The organism is Vibrio rhizosphaerae (assembly GCF_024347095.1).
GTDB lineage: Bacteria > Pseudomonadota > Gammaproteobacteria > Enterobacterales > Vibrionaceae > Vibrio > Vibrio rhizosphaerae.
In genome coordinates this window covers 407,157-425,907 of sequence record NZ_AP024904.1, presented here as the reverse complement: position 1 = coordinate 425,907, position 18,751 = coordinate 407,157, and the positions used below count along the sequence as shown (strand labels likewise).

Genomic DNA, 18,751 nt, shown 5'->3' with positions numbered 1-18,751 from the left:
AAATCTGTACCAAGCGAACTAATTCACCGGCCACTGTCCCGCAGAGCTTCCTCCGGAAACGATCGCCTCGGCGTTTTCTTTAATTTCATCGACGATCGCATTTGCCAGTGCAGTTGCCAATTCTTCAGAGCGGGCATGTGTTCCTTCCGTGACAAATTTCTGCTGTTTCAATTCGTTAATAATTTTGTCTTTCAGTGATGATTTACTTAGTGCCATTATTTTCCTGCCTTAACTGTGGAAGAAAGATCCGAGTGTGGCTTACCGGTAAAGGCACAAATACAGTCGCCTTGTACAACGCCTTTCCCGCCATTCATCGTGATCAAATCTGCGGTAAAACGCATATTCGCTGCCGACGCTTGCCAATCTTTTTCGATCACTTCCAGTCGGTTGCCCATAATTTTTAATTGATCATTCAATTGAATCACGGTGTTGCGTAGTTGACCGACGGTTGTGATCCAATCCCCTGCGGTAGCAACATGCAGATTGCCCAGACTGCCCAGTTCAAGATTATCGCCGGCCAGTAATTCAACCGCCCCCAAAGCCTCAATCTGTTTTTTCCCCGTAATATTTTCCTGACTATGTTCGCGAATATCCAACTGATGCTGACCAAACGCACCCTGATAATGCTGTGCCTGATCCTGCATCTGATAGGCACAACGGCTCATTTTCTGGTCGGTTTTATCGTTAATATTGCCAACCCCATCAATTCGACGACTGACTTCATCCCGCTGTTGCTGGACTTGCTCACCGGGTTCAAGTGTCGGCAGCATATAATTGAAACCATAAACGCCCCGAATGATCGGCCGGTCACTGCGACCATAAGCGAATGCAATTTCCACCAGCATCCCTTCCAGCGGATAGGCCAGTAATCCCGATTCAATGCCACCCATGGCAACCGGCAGCGGAATCGAACGATAAACCGGCACGGCGGAATCCGCCTGAAGATCCGCATCCAGCATTTGCACATCAACGGCATAACGCGGCCGGAACGGATCGGTGATCTTCCCTTGCGGCACAACATCACGGACCGCTTCAATCCGGCCGAACAGTGGTAAGTGATAGCCGGCGGAAAGTTCCGGGAACTCATTATAAACTTGCTGTTTCCGCGCCCCTGCTTCACTGCTGACCGGTTGCCAGTAAGCCGTCATATCGTCTTCGATCAGATCGATCCGAGTAATCCGGTGACCATTCATCACCCGGCCGGGTCGCAGCATCGGATACGGGACGAACGTGACACTAGAATTGGTCTGACGTGAGGTAAATTCAGCCGGCACAGACATGGGCTTACCAGCAAAAAGACTCTCGGCATAGCCCCCCACATAAATATTCTGATCCGTATCCTGAAACCAGATACAGTCTTCAATCGCAAACGCTTTTGCCAGAGCATCCAAACATTGATAGCCGTTCCCCTGATGGACAAAATTGGGAATCACTTGTCGCATATATTCGGCATCCGGATATTTAAAATCCAGCCCCGTCAATACTGTCAGTTGATCAAGCACATCAATCGCGGTCGGGTGTTCAAGGCTGATCGGCCAGCGCTGACTGAGAATTCCGGCATTTTCTTTGACCGTGATTTTGAAGAAACCATTTTCTGCTGGCTGAACTTTATCGATATACCCTTCAAAGAAAATCCACAGATCATGCTCATAACCAATATCCAGCCGTACCAGTTCAAATCGTTCCGGGGCCTTTTCAGCCTGAATAGTGAAAATCGCCTTACCACCGAGCGACAATTTGAGACTGATCATATGTCGCGCCAGATGGACTTCTTCACCGGAAATATAGAGGCGTTTTTCTAAATTCATCGGCCCGCCTCCTCATTTTGCTTCAACGACTGTTGAAAACGGGGATTTTGAGTCGGTTTAGCTTTGGTCTGTTCTTTTTGACGTGCTTCTTTCTGCTCAGCCACACTGTTTGATTCTTTGAGCTGGAAAGACACCTGCCAAGCCATCACATTGTCCTGCTGCGCAGCAGAAAAGCGCCCTGAGAACCTGACCTTCTTAATTTTAAACGCGTTCGCCATCTCTTCGACAATCGTGTAAACCATGCGATTGCCTTTGTCATCCTTGGCCGAACTCATAGTTTGCAGCGCTTCCAGCTTGTGAATATCGTGGAAAGCAATTAACCCTGAGACATTGAGTGTTGCCGCTTTATCGCCCTGTTCTGCTTGTTCAGTCCCGGACGACTGGGCACTCATATCTTTGCTTTTTAATTCCCGTTCAAAACTGACGGTAAGGTTTTTTAATCCAAATGTCTGACCGTTTAAGGCGAACATAGTAACTCCTTGAAAAATGGCATTGGCGATGCACTGAGTATCAAACTGGCAACCGCATAGCGATGATAATTGGGCGGCAACATCTCTGTGAGCTGGTGACTTAAGCCAGCCAGTTCTGCCGTTAAAGCGATTGACCAGACTTGAGCATCCATGCTTTGCATGGCCTGAAGCGTGTCGTTTACTGCTTGTAGGGTCGATTGACGCTTTTCCGCCAGTTGACGCAGCTTGCCAATGACATTGACGCGGTCACTGGCCAGTGACTCCAACGTTGCTATTTGCGTGCCTAATGCGGCATTCATCCCGACAAATGGTTTGGTCGTCAGCGGGGCGACCGCTTTAAACCGGGGCTGAATCATTGCCGCCGGTTTGCGTAATTTTTCATGATCAGCGGCCAGTAACGATTGAGTGTGACGCAAGGCCTGACACCATTCAGGCAGCGGTATGACCGCCGTGACCTGTTTGAGCTGTTCCGCAAATTGCTGTCGGGTCGCAGCGGTTATCATGACCGCAATGGCGTGAAGCTGCCCACTGGGCCGATGCGCATCTGCATAATCTCTGAGTTTCTCAGCCAAGCGCTTGATCGCAACATCGGTATCCAGAACCTCACCGGATTCCGACTCGCTCCCGACCTGAAACTGATACGGCGTCACCGTCAGGACTTGCCCTTGAGTGAGTAAATGATCCAGTTCCGTACGCAGGTTCAGTAATCCCTGAGCATCTGGGCTGAGCGGATGACGACTAAATGCCGCATCACTTTCCAGCGCGGATAAGCGATTTTCGCCATGGTCTGCACCAACTTGCCCGATCACCGAGGACGCACGGGTTTGGATCCCGTTGGCCGAAGTTGGCCATGTGAGTGATGATTGAGTCCACATAATTAGCCCTCGTCCGTTGGCCGGATCGGGCGAGTATTCCCCACCAGCACCGGCTGACCTGCGTCATCCGTAGTGGTGTAATCGCGCAAAGCAATCGCATAGCCATACCAGTCCTCAGCGGTCAGTTGCTGTCTCTTTGTATCGCCGGTGGCGTGATACTTAAGCTGGATATCAACATTGGCCAGTTCTTTTTGAACCCATTGGTATTCAGATTCTGCTATCTCTCTTTCCTGAGAAGCGCTATCAATTATCCAGTCACCAATATCGCTATCCCAATAACTATGTAATGGTCGAGGTTTGAGTGTCCAGTCTTCTGGAATTGGACCGAGAGTACTGTGAACTTTCGTCGAATAAGTCGTCTTGTGCGTAATCAATGTCCCTCGATAATCTTCGATATATTTGGTGCCATTTTTATTTTTGAAAGCAACAACGGCAAATCCAGATTTAGGTTCTCGAGGACGAACCGTGATAGCATTAGCTGGAATATGAAATATCCCTCCACGCTTTAAAGCCTCTGTTGCAACGGTAGAAACTTCTCTTGTGACAGTATCAAATTGCCAATATTTCATAGTGGCTCCTCTATATGTAAATAGCCATTGGACGAGCGATATTGCGGACTCTTAACCGAGCGAAATCTGATGTTATATTCGCTGTCTCCAGACTTTTTGCCCCAGAAGTGATCACTTTTGCATTTCGATCATTATTATTAAGCGCAGCAAAATTCGCTGATATTGAATCAGTTGCTTTATCAAATTCAAAACCCAAAACTCTTTTATGTTCGGCAGAACTAAGATTAGGAACTAAAATATTATAACCATCACCATCTCCTACAAATGCTGAGGAATTTTGCCATGAGTTAATACTACGCTCAGCATCAATACCTCGTCCTTGATCAAGTACTCTCAGAAATTCCCCTCGTATTTCCCCTGTATTAATCGTATCTCCGGTCACCAAGTGTGGATATGCTTTGGCTAAACGCCAATAGACAGAAATTGGTAAATCCGCATTTATCTCCATGACCGCTTCTTCTGGCGGCGTCGTGTCAAGCCAGAAAAAGGGCTGTCCCACTTTCCCGCCATACGGAATCCACCAGAATGGGGCTGACGAATCGGACCATCCATCATGTCGATTTAATGGATCATCTGGGTTTTTCCCTAAACAAGTCATGTTCGGACCTGCGTACATTTGCCAGAATTTTCGTTCTCCGGTTCCAGAATCATAAGTTGTACAAACATCCCCTGTTCGATAAACGCGATCGGGTTGATATGGTGCAAATTGAGCATTAATGTTCGTCAGAACTGCAGACCATTGATTTTTAGTTGAATGATAAAATGCCATCATCGGTGGTGATTCTGCATTATTTGAACATACGATCACCGTATAGGCACCATCATAAGTTTCATCATCTGAGGCCACTTTAATACCCTGCCATGCAACTGCCACCGCGTCCGGATCAAACGGTAAAGCCGAAGCAAAGGATATAAATCCCATCGGTGCACTATCCAGCGCAGTATTATCAGTAATCATGCCCAAATCGACAGGCTGACCAAATCCCCCGAACTGATCCAACGCTTGTTTCAACTGCCGCGGAGAGATCACACCGGTGCCTTTGCCAGTTTTGACATTGCCGTCAGTCGCCAGAGCCACCACCCCTTTTCTCGTTGTGGTCGCGTTGGGAAGCTTGCTCTCATCAATCCCTAAATGTCTCAGATCGGTCACACTGCCACTCGCTTTCACTGCGGCAATCTGTGTTACATAGTGTTGTGTTCCGTGATCCACATAGTCGGTTAAAGGTGTCGCACTCACCACTAGTTTCCACTGTGTTGCCCAACGGCTCAGCACATCCCCTTGCCAACTCACATCCAGATAGATGCCATCCCCAGCCTGCACGTTGGAGAGCGTTGTTAATGCGTCATTCACACAACGTAATCCGCCCACATATCCGACACCGGGAGAACACTGATAACCACCATCTGACGCTTTAACCTGAAATCCATTACCAAGAAATGATGCATCCCCAAACAGATCCCAACATGCCAAACGTAAGTCGTCATCGATACCATACAAGCGGGCTTGATAATCGATCTGCCAGCTTTCCGGCGTCACGTGAATCTTCGCAATCGAGGCCGCCCCTGAATATTGCTGCACGCAGGAACGAACACTCGACATCTCCGGCTCTTTAGTTTCCGTCATTTTGTGCACCACCAACCCACAAGAATTGGCGGTCTTTTTGTCATGCAGATAAATCGCATTAAATGTAAATTTTTTTACATCACCGGCGATCACCAGCGAATAAATGATTGCGTCATCATTTAACTTCGCCTGCTGGGTGACATCTTGTTGATAGACCCAGTACGACGGATCCGGCAGCCCCTGATTGCGATCGACTGGTTGTTCCGGGTCTAAACCAGGGATATAAGCAAAGATCATTTCATTCATATCCGGGGCCAGCCCGTTGATAATGCGATCTTGCAGATAACGTTCAAATTCTAAAGGAATCACAACCTGACTCATGATAAACACCTTTCTCTTATTTGCTGCCCGGTCAGAAAACTGCCATGAGCTTCCAACCGTCAGCATGATTAATCATTCAGATATGCTCTGTTACTCAGCGGGAAGTCAGCCGGTTCAGCAGCCGTCGCACAGCACCGGGTTTCGCTGGTGCAGATAACGTTTGTTGATCCGTAATTGATGGCGCATCTCCCGACGGCTCCGCTTGCGTCGATAACGAAGTTTCAGTCTGCTCTTCTTTCACTTCAGACCTTGCTTCAACTTGCCAGCTATCGCTCTCTGGCAGATAACGGCACTGCTGGGTGGCGCTATCGAACTCCGGTGGTGACGTAAATGTGGCGCACTGCGGTTTGATATAATGATCATAGCCATACTCAATAAAGGCCGGACTGGTCCCGACCAATAAGCCAGACTCAGACGAATAATGATACGCGGTTATTTTTTTATTCATGCTTATAGCCATCCTCTGAAAATTTTCACAGCAATATTGACGGTATAGGGGCGGTTTTCGGTTGATGTCGGTACAATATTGGATGCATGAAATTCAAGAGCAGGGCTAACCATTGATGTTCCCGCATTCGTTGTTGCATTCGCAAGATTCATTATCCCCCCAGTCCTAACAAATGCCCCTTGTGCCCCAGTAAACATCCATCCATTATTTGTGGTAAAACCACCCCAAATATTCCGAATTGCATCCCCTTGCGTTGTACCGTGTGTCACGCCTGACGGAGTTCCACGCCGGAAATGCCCCAGATGGAAATTCGGCAGAGTGAATGTAGTTGACCCATCACCGTCACCGAAATAGGCGGCATACTTCATCGGGTCAGCATCTTTGGTTGCCTGCTCAATGATCAGCTCGGCATCTTGGGCGTATTGCCACAAAATTGCATCAGTGGTGCGGGAAACTTCGCCTCCGTTGGCATTCAACCAGCCGGGCTTCGGCGCGGCGATTTGAAAATCAGCGATCATCCCGACAAAGCTGCGCTGGATATCATTCCCAGTCGTCATTTGAACCCACGGACTCCAGACACCTGCCGCTTTCGCCCGGGTAAATGTTCGGTTTACCGCAGATGCATCATGAGCCGTTTGGTGTAGATAGTTATCACTGCCACGTAATACGGTTAAGAACCAACCATCGGTGCTTGCAATTGGTGGACTTAGCACTGTGGATGATGCGGTGAAAAAACCGGTATTTACCTGAGTATCAAAATCGTTAAACGTTGCAGCTTTGCCAAACAGGCCGAATCGTCCCAATGCCTGCTTTAACTGCTGCGGTGATACCACGCCAGCGCCCTGGCCGGCATTCACTTGTGCATCGCTCGCTAAAACAACCGCCCCTTTTGACAAGGTTGTTGCATCGGGAAGATTATGTTCATCCAGCCCCAGATGACGGCGATCCGTCACCCGGCCGTCCGTTTCGATCCGGGCAATTTGCGTGACATAATGCTGAACACCGTCGACAACATAATCCGTCAAAACTGTATTACTGGCAGTGATTTTCCACTGGCTTGTCCAACGGCTTCGTACTTCACCCTGCCAGCTCACATCGAGATAAACCCCGCAATCTGGCACGACACCAGCGATGTCAGTCTGGCTGAGATTGACACAACGCAGCCCTGCCACATATCCCGTTCCGGCTTCACAGATATATTTCCCATCAACAGACTTAACCCGAAAACCATCCGCTAAGAATGAAGCTGCACCAAACAGATCAAAACATGCCAAACGTAAATCGTCATCCATACCATACAAACGGGCCTGATAATCGATCTGCCAACTCTCCGGAGTGACATGAATATCCGCTGCAGTTGCAGCACCGGAGTATTGCTGCACACAAGAACGGATGCTCGACATCTCCGGCTCTTTGGTTTCAGCGATTTTGTGCACCGCCAAACCACAGGAATGTGCGGTATGTTTGTCATGTAAATAAATCGCATTAAAGGTAAATACCTCAACATCGCCGGGAATCACCACCGAATAGATGACTGCATCATTGTGGAGTTTGGCCTTCTGGGTAATCTCCTGTTGATGTACCCAGTAAGACGGATCCGGCAGCCCCAGATTGCGATCAATGTCTTGTTCCGGATCCAAATCCGGCAGATAAGCAAAGATCATCTCGTTCATATCCGGAGCCAGTCCATTGACCAGCCGATCTTGCAAATAGCGTTCAAATTCCAGAGGAATAACAACTTGACTCATAATAAAACCTTTCTGTAATCACGATGTGCAGAGGCCGACAGCATTACAGCTATCTATGGTCGGCCTTGCCGTCACCGTCTTTTGAATGACCTGTGATGTCGATTGCGCCCTCAGCGAGGCTTCACTTTGTTCAGCACACGCTGCATCATGGTTGGTTTCGGTGGTTCTGCAACCGGCTCGGGATATGACAGAACAGGACGCTCACCAAACGGAAAACCGTCACTATCCGGGTAATCACACAGCAGTTTTCGATATCCGAGTAAACCTAAATACTCGGTCTCACTCAGCGGAGAAGTCCGGTAATGTGGTTCATAGTTCTGGTCTTTTTCATATTGATCGATGCGATCGAGTACATTGCGCAGCTGTTCATCGCGCCAGTTTTTCTCTTCATCTGTTTTTACGGGTTGTTCGAGCTCTTGAGAGTAAACCCAATCGCCCAGCGTCTCATCCCATCGCGTAAATTTGCCACGCTCTTTCAGCGTGTAACCATCAGGAATTTCGCCGAGTTGACTGATTGTTATATCCGGCTGACTAGCATCTTTTGCATAGGCCGTTTTACCGAGATGATCAGCGAGTTCTTGCCACTGTCCATCCACTAATCGAATTGCATAACCTTCAGCTGGCTTGAATGGTTTTAAAAATGTATGACGATCTGGCAGTTTAAAATCATATTCAGTAACGCTTAATTCATTCCCCCACTCATCATAGTAAGATTCGCCAAGTCGATTTTCATAAACCACCCATTGACCATCTTCAAAATTTATAGTTTCTTTTTGGCGGTTATATGTAGGTGGTTTTTCAAAAATAGCCCACTCGGGAAAATTACTTTCAGGTGTGTCAACTCGCTGCTCCAAACCATTCTGATTCCAAAATGGCTTTTGCGTGTTATCTACAATTTCAGACCATTGTTCGGTTTCACGATTATATTTTCCCGTCATCCCTTCACGGCTCGGTATAAAAATTACAGTGGTACAGTCCATTCCTAAAGCCGTACCTTGCATAACCTGCTCTTGACCGTTACCCAGCCAGTAACCATCACCAGAGATTCTTGAAACCTCTAAACAACATGTTTTATTGACAATTGAGTACATTATGCCAACCTCACGATCCAATTGAATTTCCTATTTTTGATAGTGTTCTGAGTTGCACCGAATGCGGTAATTGCAACACTATGTGCGTGTGAACCAATAGACATAGAGTGTATATGTTGTGGGGAGCGACTCGATCTGCCAACGTTAGATACATTGCCCGTCGCCATAATATTATACCCTTCATAGATTTTACTTGGTCCTGTCCCCGAAGCAGCATAATTACCTGATGACAAGTTCGATGCACCTGTCTGAGGTGCAGAGTTACCACTTCTAAACAAGTAATGCTCATGATCGCCCCCACCATTAGTATTTCTACCTCCTAAATCGGTACTGGTAACGGATGAGTCAGGGTGTCCATGGTTTTTCACCTGATCCGCTTCATAAGAAAGCACAGATTCCTCATCTTTCTTACCGACAATCGCCAACCCGCGCATATCCGGTAAAACCCCGTCTGTATATAACGCAGCCAGTACGGGATAGGCTTTTGTATCAAACGCCTGTCCTTTCATGATCGCCCATCCGGCAGGCGCGGTATCTGTCGGCCATGGTTGGGGTACTCCAATGGGACATAAAGAGGCCGAACTATCAACCTGCTGCAATTCAGACCATTGATTCCGTGTCGAATGATAGAAAACCAGTTTTGGATCTCCCGCATTATTTGAAGCAGCAATAATTGTATACGCTGGGCCATAGGTTGATTTAACCCCTTGCCATGCAACATTGATGTCATTATTCAGTGGTAATCGTGATGTAAATGCAATCAGTCCATGTGGTGCTGAGTCAAAAGCCGAATGCTCAACAACATCCCCTAAATTATAGGCTGAACCAAACAAACCAAATTGAGACATTGCCGCTTTCAATTGTTCAGCTGAAAGGATATCGGATCCTCGACCGTTCAGAACATCAATATCAGTTGCCCGAATGACAGCACCTTTGGTGGTTATTGTCGCATCCGGCAACTTGTTTTCATCCAGCCCTAAATGCCGCAGATCCGTGACTCGGCCATCCGCTTCAATCTGAGCAATTGGCGCGACATAATGCTGAATACCATCTTCCGTATAATCGGTGATTGAGGTTGCACTCACAACGAGCGTCCAACGTGTTGCCCAGCGGCTGACAACTTGTCCCTGCCAGCTGACATCCAAGTAAATTTTAGATCCAGCCTGAGCATCAGGGAGTTGAACCTGTTGTTGATTGACACAACGCAGACCTGCAACATAACCGATTCCCTGCTGGCAGAGATAATCACTGCCCGATTGCGTCACTAAGAAACCATCGGCAAAAAACGATGCCGCTCCGAACAGGTCAAAACATGCCAAACGTAAGTCGTCATCCATACCATACAAACGGGCGTGATAATCGATCTGCCAGCTCTCAGGGGTCACGTTAATCTTGGCTGCCCTTGCGGCACCGGTATATTGCTGCACGCAAGTGCGGACACTCGACATCCCCGGCTCTTTGGTTTCCGCAGTTTTGTGCACCACCAGGCCACAAGAATCCGCAGTCTGTTTGTCATGCAGATAAATCGCATTAAAAGTAAATGTCTCAACCTCACTGGGAATGACGACTGAGTAGGCGACTGAATCATCGTTCAGTTTCGCCTTCTGGGTCACATCCTGCCGGTACACCCAGTAAGTTGGTGCGGGTAGCCCTAAATTGCGATCAATCACCTGCTCCGGATCCAAGTCTGGCAGATAGGCAAAGATCACCTCATTCATATCCGGTGCCAGACCGTTGAGCAGTCGATCTTGCAGATAACTTTCAAACGCGAAAGGAATTGCAACTTGACTCATGATCTCCTCCCTTATAGTGAAGCACTATATAGTGCAAAAGTTTGATGAAATCCGTTGGCAGCCAGTGTCACCGAGGACGGATAGACAATTTGGAAACGGTAACGACGACAGGTGCGACCGTACTGACGAATCAATGTCTGGAGTAACCGGGTATTCATCGAGATATCACTGTCGGTTAACTGGATGAGACAGACATCCCACTCGACAGGATCTTGTCGTTCTTTAAAATCAACAATGCCGATACCCAACCGGGCAAAAATGCGTTTGAACCCCGCCACACTGCCGGCATCTTTGGCATTAATCGCCGCATACTTCACCCGTGTTCGAAACAGACTCAACGGTTCTCCGGCAAAGCGCTGAATATCACGATCCCAAGCCAGTAAGTTCAGCAAGGATTCATGGCAGGTCAGCGCATCAATCTGCTGTAACGGAAACAGCAAACCTGAACGAATTTTATTCAGGAAAGCGGTTACGCCCCGGGTCAGAAAATAAGGTTCTTTCACCGTCTCTGACGTTGTTTCACCGTCTTCCCACCACGGAATCACGATCTCTTCCATTTGAGGTGCATTTTGATCACTCATCTGCTAATTCCCCAACCGTTAAAGATTTTAAACGTGGCTGCGTATAGCCACTGACGATATCTTCCTGAATCTCACCATCAAGCGTGATGCGCACAGATTTCACGTTAGCCATGTTGTTGTGAATCTCCGTCGCCATACGGGAGATACTGAACCGGCTCTGGGGAGCTGCACGGGTCATTTCGTCATACGCTTTGGTTTCACGAAATGCGGCCCGAATCCGATCTCTGACTTCCTGAAGCGTTTCTGCCATCTGCGCAACTGTCAGATTTTTTGCCAGCACCACATCGGCAATCACATCATGACGCGTCTCAGGAATCGGCTTACAGGTCAGCACATCGCCATGACCGTGATGACCCTGATTCATGATGTAGTCATTCAGTGTTTCAATAATCGACTGCGGTGTTTCTCCCACTTCCACCAGAATCAGGGCTTCTGCGGTCCCCGGTGAGATATCGCCAGTATTGCGGAAGAAAATGTTGTCACTGCGAATACCCGCAACACTGGCAATAATTGACCGGTAAACATCGTTAATATGCCACTCGCCGGAGCCGGTAAAGGCGTTTTGCAGCCTTAATGCGAGCTCTTCGTCAGACTCTTCATTGGCACCTAGTCGGGTAATCCACCCGGCATCATTGACCACAGAAACAATCCCCGGAACCTCGGTCGGCAGAATATTGAGGTAGCCTGCAGGCAGGTTATAAGCTACACCCGCCTGTTCAGCCTCAACGGGAACTTGTCCGCTGGCCAGCCCGCCAGGGATCACCGTATCTTCAGTGACCTTGACTCGGTACACGACGCCCTCAATGGCCAGAGTCTGCACAAACACGCCACGTTCGACCAGCACTTCATCATTGATATTCTCTTTGGTCATCGTCAGATAACCCTGCGTTTTTACCGCTTGTTTCGGTTCAACATTCAGTTCCCACGCCTTCAGCTCTAAGGCCCAACGCTCCGCAGTTGCCACGAACATATTCGGCATCACATGTGTGACCAAAAGCGTGCGGGTCATCCATAACGCGGGTTTGACCACCGCCGCCCGGACCCAGCGCCAAAACGGTGACATTTCAGAATCATTCGACAATAGACTGCCAGCCGCAGACACTTCCTTTTTCAGTTGCTCTTCTAATGCCTGTTCGCTCAGCGGAACGCCGGATTCCGCCAGAATAGTTAAAAAATCGGCTTGGGGTCTGTTACTCATATGTTCACCTCTGTATTGATAACGCCCTCGCTGTCATATGCCTGAGCAGAGAGCCCGACGGTACCGGAGACATCTCCGGTTACGGTGGCTGTCCCCGGAATAATCCGGGGATCGTTTTCCGCAATTTGTTCAATTTGCAGCAGCACATTGGCGCGCAATACTGGATTTCGTTCAGCCTGAAGCTCTCTGGCTAAACCGGATTCCATGATGGCATGCTTGACATCCTGCGCGATGCTGTAAGCATCGCTACAAAGGGTTGGCTGCTGCCCGGCATCCATATCCCAACCACCATCGACGACTTTGATATCGATATACTGTTTATCCGACATTGATTTCATCCCATTCTGCTAGTTGATCCGGCGTTAAACCATTCGGTGCAGTGATGTAAATGTCACCGAAGCGTTTCACTTCACTCACCTGTTGGCTTTGCGTACTGGTCATGTTTTGCACCATGCCGGAAGGCAAAGTGTTCTGTTGACGTTTGTAAGCCATGACCGAATCACTCCCGGCTGAAGGTTCGTTGACGGACGCCGATGTTTGGGTAACAGGTTGAACCTGTTTCTGAATGTTCTCTGTCGTTCGCGTTTCCGCTATGACACGCTTCTCGGATGAGCGGCTTGATTCCGAGCCCCGACTCACCGACTGAACCTGTTTCTGAATATTCTCAGATGCTCGAGCCTCCGTTGATACATGTTGTTCAGTTTTTTCAGCGTCATCATTACCAATTGAAATACCGAGCTTACTGGCTATCCAAGAGATACCAGATCCGATCGATTTAAATACATTCAACACGCCATCAATATAAGTTTGAATCCCTTCTGTAATGGAATGAAACGCTGCTGAAAAAGAATCCGCAATGCCAGTGAAGATATTTGGAATTTCCATTAACACGCCCATCGCAGCAGCAGGACCATCAACGAGTAACGTCAAGAATGACTGAACCAGCTTGAACGCAACCCGAATGGGTGAAAATATCAGGCTGAATGTACTACCTATCACGCTGGCAATGCCGCTAATCACCGAACCAATCCCAGAAAAAGCAGTGACAAATCCACTGTATATGTTCATCAATATACTCATGACACCGGTGTCAGAAAGATATGATGTAAACTTCTCCCATTGCTTTCCAAGCCAACCAAACAATTGCCCAATTTGTTGGAAAATCCAGACTTTTGAGAAAGCGGCAACCAGATCGTCCCAATATTTAATAATCAGGTAGACCGTCGCAATCAGTGCCGCGATTCCTAAAACAACCCATGTAATCGGACTGGCCATGACCGCCATTACACTCGATACGCTGGGAATCAAACGGCCAAACGTGGTCATCACATTTGACATAGCTCCCATGACACTTTGAAACGAGGTGATCACCTCGGAGGCCGATCCCATAACACTTTGAAATGTACCAACAGAATCGGAAACAAAAGTTAATGCACTTTGTACACCACCTAAAGTACCGGAAGCCGATTTCATGACCCCATCAAGCGATGTCATACCGGCAACAACAAACTCTGTGCCGCCAGCAAGAAAAGGAAACTTTTCACCTAACGCGGTGACTTTAGCAATGCCTTCTCCCATCCCCTGAGAGAGACTATTTTTAACATTATCAAGCGAGGAAGAAATAGGTCCCAGAAACTGTTGTACTCGCCCGCCCATGTCAGACAATCCAGCGGCTCTTCGTGAAATGCCGGACAATTGCTGATTCACTGACGCCGCAAGATTCTTGACACCATTTTTCAGCCCACCGGCAGAAAAGGCTGTGCCAATATTTTTCACATGACTGAGAAAAGATTGGGTTCGTTGAGACAGGGCTGCAAATTGCGCCTTGGCAACACTGGCAAATCCCTTGACCCCAGCACTCGAAAACGAGGTAGTCAGTCCCTTACCAGCCTGAATGAAATTCTGTGTTCGTTGTGACACCGCCGAAAATTGCGCTTTGGCAGCACCGGAAAAATCTTTGACCTTGGCTTTCGCCAGATCAAATGTTTCGATAACCTTATCTATCCCCTGATCGAGATTGTCAGCAAATTTATTGATCCCTCCTTCAGCATCTTTAAATACTTGGACCAGTTGACTCCCGAGACCGAGCGAGAGTATCTCGCTCGATGCTGCAGAAACATGCTCAAGAATGCGACCGACATCTTCCAGAGAGTCGATACCTCCGACATCCCAATCCATCGTCAATACAGGTTCAAGTGATGTTCCCATTTCAGTAAACGTCTGGATGACATCTGAGGCACTGGATTTTACCTTGTCAAAATCGCTACTGGCGGTTTGGACAATCTGATTGATTTGGTCAACAACACCGGTCAAAGGCTGAGTCAACTTATCAATCATATTGATTTCTATTAAGACTGAATCGTTCATCGGTGATTAAATAACCTCGCAACTGCACTCATAACCGCGACTTCCATGCGCTCTTTCTCATGTTGATCGAGCCAGAGCGCCCTTGCTAACTCTTGCGGTTCATCCTCTCCGTCGGGAAAGTAATATCGCCGCAGGGTGAGCGCTTGTTCCAACCCATTGGTTTCAATGCGCTTCACCCGCTCCGTTAGTTTTTTAGGGTAATTGAAATCCCGCCTTTGGAAGATTCATGCACCAAACTGAAGACTTCCATCACCAGGCCGGGAACCGTATTCATCAGTTCAACCAGTTCACTTTTCTGTGCATCATCAACGGTACGCTCAAGATAAGTCCGTGCCGGTTCAACTTTGCTGTCCATCGACACATGGTTGGTATAGTTGTTGGCATCATTCACTGTCGGTTTAAACGTAAAATCAGTTTCACCAATCGTGACAACAACCGGTTTAATGGTAAAAGCAGCTTTAGTCATCTCTCTTTCTCTCTTTGTTCAAGGCCACAAGGCACATATAAAATTGATGTATAAGTGGGGCACAACCGACAATTCAGGCCGCAGAAATCCCTCAGGGCTGACCCTGATACATAGTGGTTTCTCGATGATTTTCTCAGCCTTGGTCGAATACGAACCTGATCATGTCAGGCTGTTCCCCGTGATTGGAATCGGGGCCTAATTAGCCAATGAGATTATTTGTATCGGCCTGAGACAGATAAGGCACACCATTGATCCTGACAAAGTTCGGGCTGGTGACAAAACCTTTCAGTTTACGAGTCGATTTATCGGCACTTTCTGAATCGATATTAAGTAGATCGGAAAGGACGAACTTCACACCGTACAGTTCGATTTTATCTTCGCCTTCACTGTTATGGGCATAGAACTGAAGCTCCTGCAGTTCCATATCGCGGTAGCTGCCGGCTTTTTTTGCTGCGCCATGAATTTTCTGGAACTGTTTCAGATCCATTTCGAGTTCAACATCACAGCTGACTTTACCGTCGGTATAACCGTCTGTTACACCACGAGTAAAGGCAACGGCCGACTCATCATTGATTGTTGCTGTCGCACTTTTAACATGGACATACACTCCAAATAGTGTCGTATCAAAGCTACGACCGGAAAAACGGGCACTCATGCTTTATCTCCTTGGCTGATATAGATTGCAACAGTAATTTTGACCGGGCATTCATACGGCTGAACAGCCATATAAACTTCAACTTCAGTGCTGTTGACCCACTTGATTTGAATGTCATCATCTTGTGGCGGATAGATTTCACCCGGATTGCCGGTCAGTGCCATTTCACGCAGATCCTGCGTCATAAACAGTTTTGCCTGTGCTTCACTCTGCGGTGTCGAGTTGAATGTGCGATCCGCAATGCGGGCAATGGCACGGATACGGACTTTACGGGCAGCTTTCATCGCAACACGGATATGGCGAATGTCTTGGAAATCACCACCGACCACATCAAGAGTACGACCGGTTGTCCAGTATTGACCGTCATAGTCCGGATACCACATCGGGCAGGAAATGCGATTCGATTCCAGTGTTTTCAATACAGACAATGCCAAAGCTTTGCCATCTTTATCGGTCAGAAAATCCGTTGACCCGACAACACTACCGGTTTTAATCCGTGCCGGAGAATCTGCGATCGATGCATCCACCTGATTCGCCAGACGGCCACAATATTTACCCAGTGTTGACCCATCGGCATGAACCGACGGCACCACAGTGATGTATTGGCTGGCAACGCCGTCAACAATCGCAACTGACTTCGCTAACCACGCTTCCCACGTTTCGCCGTTGGTTGCGTCGGTATGATTGATCTCAGGCAGACAACACACTGCGAAAGTTTCACGACCCAATGCATTTTTCAGCTCAGTGCGCATTGCAATCGCATCTTCAAGCAACGTTTTATCCGTCGCAGGGAAATCCAGTACAAATGCTTCAAAACTTGCGGTTTCGTTGGCTTTACGTACTGCATCTTTCCAGTTATCGGCTTGATCAAGCACCATCACTCCGGCAGTCCATTCACTGCCACCATTGAGCTTCGCAGCCATCACAGTCGTCCGCAGGGATTCTCCGGCTGAAGCTAATGCGGCGTCCAGATCGGTTGAAGCATCAACAACCGTTAACTCACGTTCTGTACCGGAGACAGTCCCGTATCCGACAAACAGAAAATGATATTCCACCCCGGCAATGGGGCCTTTCATCATGTTTTTAATATTAATAATAACGCTGGGCCACGCCATGTTATCCGCTCCTATTTAATGTGATCATCCGATTGTTCTGCTTGCTTGTCATATCGCCAACTTACAATGCCAAACAACCGCTTCGTGTGACTCAACCCCGGTTGGGATTGAATCGCCTTTGGTTTGGGGAATCAGAAATGGCATGCTCCAATTCCCCTTTCCAGCTCGCTTAACGCAGGCCTGTGGTGAAATTACCCAATGTTTCTGCAACCCAAATGTCATAGGTATCGATACGCCACTGTTTTCCCCGCCAGTAAATCGGCCCTGTCGCGTCTTCTGTCACACTGACGGGCTCTTCAAACGCCACATCAATGCTAATCGTCGTATGCGTGTCATCAACGGGAGTCATCTCAATCACGGGATTTGCCAGTTGCTCGCCCGCTTCCCGGTCAGGGTCGTGATCCATCAACCAGGCTCCGATATTGGCAAACAGCACGGCTGGGCTATAGCTGAGATGCGGAAAGTTATCGAACACCAGACTGGCTTGATAACGCAGTCTCATCAACTGACAGCCATTGCCCATAAACTGACTGTCCAGACTCAGGGCAATATGCTTCATTTGGGTCGTCAGGGTTTGTGCAATTTCGTCTCCGACACAAGTGTCAATGAATGTTTTAAGTTCTCTGAGCTTCTCGCCCGCTTCATACTGAGCCATGAAACTGTCACCTTACAGTGGGTTATCTTTCCAGAATCTGAACCATTTAAAATTAATATTTTATTTTTAATATCAATTTCTTATCTGATTACAGCTTCGTTTTATTTCCCCGTTTCGTTCGGGTTGAGAGCAGAATACTCGGTCTGAAAAAATACTGCATCATGTTGAATTCGGCCTGATTCGGATATCGGATAAAACGGAACAGACTGGAATTAATCAGGAGAAAATAAGTGTTGATACGGGGATTTCTGTCGATATTTTGTGCAACACAACGACATTGAGGAACCACTGACTCAGAGATTAACGGGAGAAATGAGTCATCATGATGGTCTAAACACACAGGCTGGATAGCCAAAAACTGACGCAGGTCAGACAGAGCCGGGCTTGTCCGGCGATTGTTCGCACTTTATGGTAAGTTTTTTTACATTTCGCTAGGTAGATGCCATCATTATTGTTATAATCGAGTCAATTATTCATCAGAGGGAAAGGTATAAATATGAGAGTGTTATGCCCTGAGTGTGGTCAAAAAAGCCGGATCCAAAAATCGAACCGGATTACCAACAGTCATGCAGATCTGTACTGTAGTTGTAGTGATCCTGAATGCGGTCACACCTTCGTTATGAATCTGTCTTACAGTCACACTCTGAGCCCTTCAGCCAAGGCTGCTAACCAATTAGTCTGCAACCTGATCAAGTCACTTCCTCCCGAAAGTCGTGCCAGCCTGCAACAAGAATTATCCTTAATCTAAATCTGTTTTTCTCCCTTTCAGTCAGCCGTTTTGACCCTGTTTCTGAACCGGCTGACCGAAATTTTTTCGCCTGCATCTCCCACCTATTTTCAGGATTTTTTCCCCGTCATATCTCACACACAAGATGTAAGTTATTTTTCATTTGCATCCCCAAAAGACTTCAATAAACTGAGTTACATCAGCGAAACCTGACATACAAAACCGTCAGACATAAAAAAA

Annotated in this window: 20 protein-coding genes; 1 reads left to right on the top strand and 19 read right to left on the bottom strand. The window is 47.7% G+C overall.

The annotated features are described in order from the left end of the window. Positions 1-18: 18 nt before the first annotated feature. The 19 genes from OCV37_RS17040 to OCV37_RS16950 form a co-directional block, all read right to left on the bottom strand. Positions 19-216 carry a hypothetical protein gene (locus OCV37_RS17040; RefSeq protein WP_038181007.1) on the bottom strand — a complete coding sequence of 66 codons (198 nt, stop codon included), beginning with the start codon at positions 214-216 and terminating at the stop codon, positions 19-21. Beyond that, on the bottom strand, positions 216-1,808 hold the full coding sequence (locus tag OCV37_RS17035) for a hypothetical protein (RefSeq protein ID WP_038181005.1): 1,593 nt from the start codon (positions 1,806-1,808) through the stop codon (positions 216-218). Before OCV37_RS17035 ends, OCV37_RS17040 begins: the two co-directional genes overlap by 1 nt. Then, positions 1,805-2,278, bottom strand: a complete 474-nt coding sequence (locus tag OCV37_RS17030) for a baseplate complex protein (RefSeq protein ID WP_038181002.1) — start codon at positions 2,276-2,278, stop codon at positions 1,805-1,807. The genes OCV37_RS17035 and OCV37_RS17030 overlap by 4 nt, the downstream gene beginning before the upstream one ends. Beyond that, positions 2,266-3,153: a hypothetical protein gene (locus OCV37_RS17025; RefSeq protein ID WP_038181000.1), complete on the bottom strand. Its 888-nt coding sequence runs from the start codon at positions 3,151-3,153 to the stop codon at positions 2,266-2,268. Before OCV37_RS17025 ends, OCV37_RS17030 begins: the two co-directional genes overlap by 13 nt. Positions 3,154-3,155: 2 nt before the next feature. Continuing rightward, a complete protein-coding gene (locus OCV37_RS17020) occupies positions 3,156-3,722 on the bottom strand; it encodes a hypothetical protein (protein ID WP_051680523.1) in 567 nt (188 codons plus the stop codon). A 10-nt stretch (positions 3,723-3,732) separates the two neighbouring features. Next, positions 3,733-5,667 (bottom strand): phage tail-collar fiber domain-containing protein, encoded by a 1,935-nt coding sequence (locus OCV37_RS17015; protein ID WP_169739362.1) that lies wholly within the window; start codon positions 5,665-5,667, stop codon positions 3,733-3,735. 94 nt (positions 5,668-5,761) lie between these two features. Beyond that, positions 5,762-6,115, bottom strand: coding sequence for a hypothetical protein (locus OCV37_RS17010; RefSeq protein WP_051680518.1), 354 nt, complete (start codon positions 6,113-6,115; stop codon positions 5,762-5,764). 2 nt (positions 6,116-6,117) lie between these two features. Beyond that, positions 6,118-7,863: a phage tail-collar fiber domain-containing protein gene (locus tag OCV37_RS17005; protein WP_051680516.1), complete on the bottom strand. Its 1,746-nt coding sequence runs from the start codon at positions 7,861-7,863 to the stop codon at positions 6,118-6,120. A gap of 110 nt (positions 7,864-7,973) precedes the next feature. Next, positions 7,974-8,954, bottom strand: a complete 981-nt coding sequence (locus OCV37_RS17000) for a hypothetical protein (RefSeq protein WP_051680513.1) — start codon at positions 8,952-8,954, stop codon at positions 7,974-7,976. Next, positions 8,954-10,747 carry a tail fiber protein gene (locus OCV37_RS16995; protein ID WP_051680512.1) on the bottom strand — a complete coding sequence of 598 codons (1,794 nt, stop codon included), beginning with the start codon at positions 10,745-10,747 and terminating at the stop codon, positions 8,954-8,956. The genes OCV37_RS17000 and OCV37_RS16995 overlap by 1 nt, the downstream gene beginning before the upstream one ends. Positions 10,748-10,758: 11 nt before the next feature. Then, a complete protein-coding gene (locus OCV37_RS16990) occupies positions 10,759-11,328 on the bottom strand; it encodes a phage tail protein (RefSeq protein WP_038180998.1) in 570 nt (189 codons plus the stop codon). Beyond that, complete coding sequence (locus OCV37_RS16985; RefSeq protein ID WP_038180996.1) at positions 11,321-12,526, bottom strand: baseplate J/gp47 family protein; 1,206 nt, start codon at positions 12,524-12,526, stop codon at positions 11,321-11,323. Before OCV37_RS16985 ends, OCV37_RS16990 begins: the two co-directional genes overlap by 8 nt. Further along, positions 12,523-12,855 carry a DUF2590 family protein gene (locus tag OCV37_RS16980; RefSeq protein ID WP_038180994.1) on the bottom strand — a complete coding sequence of 111 codons (333 nt, stop codon included), beginning with the start codon at positions 12,853-12,855 and terminating at the stop codon, positions 12,523-12,525. Before OCV37_RS16980 ends, OCV37_RS16985 begins: the two co-directional genes overlap by 4 nt. Beyond that, the gene (locus OCV37_RS16975; protein ID WP_157634958.1) at positions 12,845-14,863 is read right to left on the bottom strand and encodes a phage tail protein; all 2,019 of its coding nucleotides are present in this window, start codon (positions 14,861-14,863) and stop codon (positions 12,845-12,847) included. Before OCV37_RS16975 ends, OCV37_RS16980 begins: the two co-directional genes overlap by 11 nt. Positions 14,864-14,889: 26 nt before the next feature. After that, entirely contained in the window at positions 14,890-15,069 is a 180-nt protein-coding gene (locus OCV37_RS16970) for a DUF6890 family protein (RefSeq protein ID WP_038180990.1), read from the bottom strand. An 8-nt stretch (positions 15,070-15,077) separates the two neighbouring features. Next, complete coding sequence (locus OCV37_RS16965) at positions 15,078-15,359, bottom strand: putative phage tail assembly chaperone (RefSeq protein WP_038180988.1); 282 nt, start codon at positions 15,357-15,359, stop codon at positions 15,078-15,080. A gap of 199 nt (positions 15,360-15,558) precedes the next feature. Then, positions 15,559-16,014, bottom strand: a complete 456-nt coding sequence (locus tag OCV37_RS16960) for a phage protein (RefSeq protein WP_038180984.1) — start codon at positions 16,012-16,014, stop codon at positions 15,559-15,561. Further along, a complete protein-coding gene (locus OCV37_RS16955) occupies positions 16,011-17,129 on the bottom strand; it encodes a DUF2586 domain-containing protein (protein WP_038180982.1) in 1,119 nt (372 codons plus the stop codon). Before OCV37_RS16955 ends, OCV37_RS16960 begins: the two co-directional genes overlap by 4 nt. Positions 17,130-17,298: 169 nt before the next feature. Further along, positions 17,299-17,784 (bottom strand): phage tail protein, encoded by a 486-nt coding sequence (locus OCV37_RS16950; protein ID WP_038180980.1) that lies wholly within the window; start codon positions 17,782-17,784, stop codon positions 17,299-17,301. Positions 17,785-18,280: 496 nt separating this feature from the next. On the opposite strand from OCV37_RS16950, the gene OCV37_RS16945 reads away from it, so the two are divergent. Continuing rightward, complete coding sequence (locus OCV37_RS16945; protein WP_021019862.1) at positions 18,281-18,532, top strand: ogr/Delta-like zinc finger family protein; 252 nt, start codon at positions 18,281-18,283, stop codon at positions 18,530-18,532. Positions 18,533-18,751: the final 219 nt, after the last annotated feature.

What these genes read in the sequence shown, in the direction of transcription:
- OCV37_RS16960 (WP_038180984.1), bottom strand. Translation starts at nt 16,014, where the DNA reads ATGAGTGCCCGTTTTTCCGGTCGTAGCTTTGATACGACACTATTTGGA.
- OCV37_RS17040 (WP_038181007.1), bottom strand. Translation starts at nt 216, where the DNA reads ATGGCACTAAGTAAATCATCACTGAAAGACAAAATTATTAACGAATTG.
- OCV37_RS17035 (WP_038181005.1), bottom strand. Translation starts at nt 1,808, where the DNA reads ATGAATTTAGAAAAACGCCTCTATATTTCCGGTGAAGAAGTCCATCTG.
- OCV37_RS16975 (WP_157634958.1), bottom strand. Translation starts at nt 14,863, where the DNA reads ATGATTGATAAGTTGACTCAGCCTTTGACCGGTGTTGTTGACCAAATC.
- OCV37_RS17010 (WP_051680518.1), bottom strand. Translation starts at nt 6,115, where the DNA reads ATGAATAAAAAAATAACCGCGTATCATTATTCGTCTGAGTCTGGCTTA.
- OCV37_RS16995 (WP_051680512.1), bottom strand. Translation starts at nt 10,747, where the DNA reads ATGAGTCAAGTTGCAATTCCTTTCGCGTTTGAAAGTTATCTGCAAGAT.
- OCV37_RS16945 (WP_021019862.1), top strand. Translation starts at nt 18,281, where the DNA reads ATGAGAGTGTTATGCCCTGAGTGTGGTCAAAAAAGCCGGATCCAAAAA.
- OCV37_RS17030 (WP_038181002.1), bottom strand. Translation starts at nt 2,278, where the DNA reads ATGTTCGCCTTAAACGGTCAGACATTTGGATTAAAAAACCTTACCGTC.
- OCV37_RS17005 (WP_051680516.1), bottom strand. Translation starts at nt 7,863, where the DNA reads ATGAGTCAAGTTGTTATTCCTCTGGAATTTGAACGCTATTTGCAAGAT.
- OCV37_RS17000 (WP_051680513.1), bottom strand. Translation starts at nt 8,954, where the DNA reads ATGTACTCAATTGTCAATAAAACATGTTGTTTAGAGGTTTCAAGAATC.
- OCV37_RS17015 (WP_169739362.1), bottom strand. Translation starts at nt 5,667, where the DNA reads ATGAGTCAGGTTGTGATTCCTTTAGAATTTGAACGTTATCTGCAAGAT.
- OCV37_RS17020 (WP_051680523.1), bottom strand. Translation starts at nt 3,722, where the DNA reads ATGAAATATTGGCAATTTGATACTGTCACAAGAGAAGTTTCTACCGTT.
- OCV37_RS16980 (WP_038180994.1), bottom strand. Translation starts at nt 12,855, where the DNA reads ATGTCGGATAAACAGTATATCGATATCAAAGTCGTCGATGGTGGTTGG.
- OCV37_RS16955 (WP_038180982.1), bottom strand. Translation starts at nt 17,129, where the DNA reads ATGGCGTGGCCCAGCGTTATTATTAATATTAAAAACATGATGAAAGGC.
- OCV37_RS16985 (WP_038180996.1), bottom strand. Translation starts at nt 12,526, where the DNA reads ATGAGTAACAGACCCCAAGCCGATTTTTTAACTATTCTGGCGGAATCC.
- OCV37_RS17025 (WP_038181000.1), bottom strand. Translation starts at nt 3,153, where the DNA reads ATGTGGACTCAATCATCACTCACATGGCCAACTTCGGCCAACGGGATC.
- OCV37_RS16965 (WP_038180988.1), bottom strand. Translation starts at nt 15,359, where the DNA reads ATGACTAAAGCTGCTTTTACCATTAAACCGGTTGTTGTCACGATTGGT.
- OCV37_RS16950 (WP_038180980.1), bottom strand. Translation starts at nt 17,784, where the DNA reads ATGGCTCAGTATGAAGCGGGCGAGAAGCTCAGAGAACTTAAAACATTC.
- OCV37_RS16990 (WP_038180998.1), bottom strand. Translation starts at nt 11,328, where the DNA reads ATGAGTGATCAAAATGCACCTCAAATGGAAGAGATCGTGATTCCGTGG.